This is a genomic window from Sphaerospermopsis kisseleviana CS-549, from assembly GCF_028329225.1.
Taxonomy (GTDB): Bacteria; Cyanobacteriota; Cyanobacteriia; order Cyanobacteriales; family Nostocaceae; genus Sphaerospermopsis; species Sphaerospermopsis kisseleviana.
Genome location: NZ_JAQMTI010000067.1, coordinates 1 through 3,851, shown reverse-complemented (window position 1 = coordinate 3,851; position 3,851 = coordinate 1). Strand labels below are relative to the sequence as shown.

The 3,851-nt window shown below is 35.5% G+C and carries 5 protein-coding genes; 1 reads left to right on the top strand and 4 read right to left on the bottom strand.

The genetic code is table 11. The features are described from left to right. Positions 1-358: 358 nt before the first annotated feature. The 3 genes from PN497_RS04765 to PN497_RS04755 all read right to left on the bottom strand — a co-directional run bounded on the left by PN497_RS04765 (position 359) and on the right by PN497_RS04755 (position 2,345). Positions 359-595: a DUF4327 family protein gene (locus tag PN497_RS04765; protein ID WP_096568309.1), complete on the bottom strand. Its 237-nt coding sequence runs from the start codon at positions 593-595 to the stop codon at positions 359-361. Positions 596-1,624: 1,029 nt separating this feature from the next. Beyond that, positions 1,625-2,023, bottom strand: a complete 399-nt coding sequence (rbfA, locus tag PN497_RS04760) for a 30S ribosome-binding factor RbfA (RefSeq protein WP_096568313.1) — start codon at positions 2,021-2,023, stop codon at positions 1,625-1,627. Between the two features lie 115 nt (positions 2,024-2,138). Further along, a complete protein-coding gene (locus tag PN497_RS04755; protein WP_096568315.1) occupies positions 2,139-2,345 on the bottom strand; it encodes a DUF751 family protein in 207 nt (68 codons plus the stop codon). Between the two features lie 181 nt (positions 2,346-2,526). On the opposite strand from PN497_RS04755, the gene PN497_RS04750 reads away from it, so the two are divergent. Beyond that, positions 2,527-3,375 carry a DNA adenine methylase gene (locus PN497_RS04750; protein ID WP_096568317.1) on the top strand — a complete coding sequence of 283 codons (849 nt, stop codon included), beginning with the start codon at positions 2,527-2,529 and terminating at the stop codon, positions 3,373-3,375. 84 nt (positions 3,376-3,459) lie between these two features. Here the strand turns inward: PN497_RS04750 and PN497_RS04745 are convergent, their stop codons facing one another. Beyond that, positions 3,460-3,594, bottom strand: coding sequence for a hypothetical protein (locus PN497_RS04745; RefSeq protein WP_272109721.1), 135 nt, complete (start codon positions 3,592-3,594; stop codon positions 3,460-3,462). Positions 3,595-3,851 lie beyond the last annotated feature (257 nt).

The window sequence follows — 3,851 nt, the reverse complement described above, 5'->3', positions numbered from 1 at the left end:
CTGGTGACTGGTGACTGGTGACTGGTGACTGGTGACTGGTGACTGGTGACTGGTGACTGGGGAGAAATATTTACCTTCTGACTCCTGACTCCTTGATCTCCTGACTCCTGACAAAAAATATACTTGCCCAAAGTCATGAACTCTGGACAAGTATAAATAAAATAATGACTACTTATTCAAAATCACGATGGGGAGGCTCAGTCCATCGTCAATATCGCTCACTGGAAAAGTAGTATAAATTCAGACTTTAATTGTTCTGTGTTCATAGTTGAGAATAGATGATGGACAGGGAAATATTTCCTGTTAGATCCACACATCAAAAATCAACACCCGATTTAAAACCAACCTTTGATTCTAATTAGTCGTTTTCCCATTCTTCACGACCAATTAAATCCCCAATGCGATCGCGCAATAAAAAGTCACACTTCTCCAATTCATATTCAACACAAACCCACTCTCTAGCAGGGATGTATTGGCAGAGTGTATATATTGGCTGTTGACGGCTCACCATTCCCTTCTGCACCAGTTGGCGTGCTTCGTCCTGGATTACGTCGAGAGAGTAGTAATTGATAGAAGGCACCGTATTCACACTCATTGTTTTTACTCACAAATTTACATTTAGATAGTATTCCCAATTTTCATCAGGAAAGAAAATGGCAATAATTTAGACCTTTGGCTAGGTTTTGTAGTTTGCTATACGGAACTATTATCATTTTGACGCTATACACCTATAAATTATCTAAAGAAATGTTAAGTTTGTCAAGGAAGCACAACATTAATATTAACTCCATTTCCAATTGTGCATCCCAACATTTAGAATTTGGCTGATTGGTAATGCCTTGCAGCTACTATTAACAGGTTTACACTTTAATATCTATATACCTATGGTTACAATTTAATCTAGTATTTTCTAATATTATGTATTAAAAAATTATTATTGAGATTCCCAATAATCACTTTTAGCCCTTGTAAAGCCTTTTCTAGCTACACCGTCATGGATTTTTACCAAAAAATATACCTGGTATCTTGTGCCGGAAATTGGTTATAGTTTGTCCTTTTTTATACATTATACCATACAGGTGCGACCAATAGATTTGCAAAATTTAGATCCATCAGGCTATTGCCAATCCAACATCTAAAAATTTGAAATCTGATCACAATGGCTAAGTTACACCACTAAATTTTATAGCCAGCATTTGTTAACAATTTTTTAAACATTTTTTAAACATTTTTTAAACATTTTTAAACTGTGCTGCTTTCTATTTGTGACTCTTCGTAATCAGTGATACAAAATTTAATTAACCAACAACTCATCATATCATTCCATTAAGTATTTTTAATAAGTATTTTTAATAGGTATTTTTAAGTTTCTTATTTTTAATTACATCAACATACAGCAGATTGCACATCCATGAGGTACAAACGGAACAAGCAAAACCCAAGCCGCAAGGATGTTTCACCTCCTGCCTTCTGCCTTCTGCCTTCTGCCTCCTGCCTCCTGCCTCCTGCCTTCTGCCTTCTGCCTTCTGCCTTCTGCCTCCTGCCTTCTGCTATAATTAAACGTAAAATAGATGATAGAACCCCGATTTTTTAAAGAAGTCGGGGATCTGGATATTTAAGTTAACTATTGGGAAAAATCTTCCTCATCTTCTGCAATGCTTTCTGTTTGACGCTCCTGCTGAAGTTGGTTTAATAAACTCAGCACTTTAGTACCACGTTCAAGAGAGCGATCCTCAACAAAGATCACTTCTGGAGTACGACGCAGCCTTACTCTAGCACCTAGTTCACTACGGACATAACCAGTTGCTGATTTTAAACCCTCCATTGTTTCAGCTTTAGCTTCCTGGGTCCCATAAATACTGACGAAAATTTTAGCGTGTTGCAAGTCACCGGAAACATCTACATCGGTGACACTCACCATTCCTGTACCCACACGGTCATCTTTAATACCGTTGAGCAACATTTGGCTAACTTCCCGTTTAATTAATTCAGCAACGCGGGAAACGCGGCGATTTGTAGCCATATAAATTCCGCCTTCTCACAGAGGTTTTACGATATGATATAGATGCAAATTCAGGATAATAGCTGTAAAACTTACAGCAATTGTCCTGATGTTTAAACCCTATTCAGGTTTTAGTTTAGATTGTACTCAAACCCAGCATCGCCCGGAGAGTCAAAGTTACGAAAAAGAACCCTCCTACTAATAAACCAAGCACTGCTATTAGAGTACCTGGGCGTTTTAAAAAAGGCATCAATGGCTGAAAGGTATTCAGCAAAAGACCTAAGACGATAGTAACCAAGTACCGGGGGTAGCGAAATACGTTATCCCAAAATCCATCAAACATTTGAATATAGACTGCCTTGTTATAAACTATAGTTTGTTTTCAGGTGCTTATTTAATTTAATTGTAGTCTATAGGGTTGAAAATTGCTCAATTCATATAAAATAACTAATTGGTAATAGGTAATTGGTAATGGGTAATTGGTAATTAGTAATTTTTATTTTAATAGAAATATAGAAATATATATGATTAGTAAAGTTTCTCAAACAACTTACCCGCGTCCTTTTTTAAAGTGGGCGGGAGGTAAAGGTAGGTTGATTTCTCAATATCAAAAATATTTTCCCACAAATTACCAGCATTATTATGAACCCTTTTTAGGTGGAGGGGCGGTTTTTTTTCATCTCCAAGCACAAAACATATTTTCCCAAGCTGTTTTAACTGATATTAATACTGATTTAATTACGACCTATTGCTGTGTTAGAGATCATGTTGACGAATTAATTGAACGTCTACAAAAACACAAGGAAAAACATCATAAAAATCAGGGAGATTATTATTATAAAATACGTTCTAATTGGGAAGGAACAGATTTACAGAAAGCAGCTAGGTTTATTTATTTGAATAAAACCTGTTTTAATGGTTTATATCGAGTCAATTCTCAAGGTAAATTTAACGTTCCTTTGGGTAGATATAAAAATCCTGGTATTTGTCAGGAAGATGTTTTAAGACTTGCATCAAAAGCACTTGCTACAGCAGACATTGAAAACGCAGATTTTACCACAGTTTTGAATTATGCTACTAGCAGTGATGATTTTGTTTTTTTTGATCCTCCCTATCAACCTCTGAGTGAAACCAGTAATTTTACAGCTTATAGTAAATATTTATTTGGGGAAAAACAGCAACAACAATTAAGAGATGTATTTGCAGAATTAGCTAAACGGGGTGTTAAGGTAATGTTAGCAAATTCAGATTGTGATTTTATTCGTGATCTTTATCGTCGGTTTAATATTCATGCAATTTCCGCTGCCAGATCCATTAATTCTAATGTTAATAAGCGGGGTAATATTAGTGAGGTTTTAGTGACTTCTTATTAGAGGATGTCTGAATCAGACAAAAAAGATTGGAAGTAAGTATTCAGATATAGCAATTTTTGATATCCAGATCCCTAAGTAATATTGTTAATTTTCTGCGATATAATCTACAAAATCAGGAATTTGTTTATGATCTGGCAACTTTTGTAAAATTTCTTTCTCATCATTAAACTTGCGTTGAGCGATCGCTATTTCCTCTGGTTTATTACTAGAAAATGTCAATTGTTTAACCGCTTAGTTTTTTCCATACTGATCCACTGCTAAATACAGCAGTTTCCGTTATTATGAGGTACAGATAAGCTGTTGTGCATTTAATTTGTATAAGTGGAACAGGCATCTTGCCTGTTAAACAAGAGTTCAGAACATTAGGATTATACAATTTAGCTGTGTAACAGCTTATTAATGATAAAACCCTTGTAACACTGGCATACTTCGACTTACTTCGACTTACTTCGACTTACTTCGACTTACTTCGACTT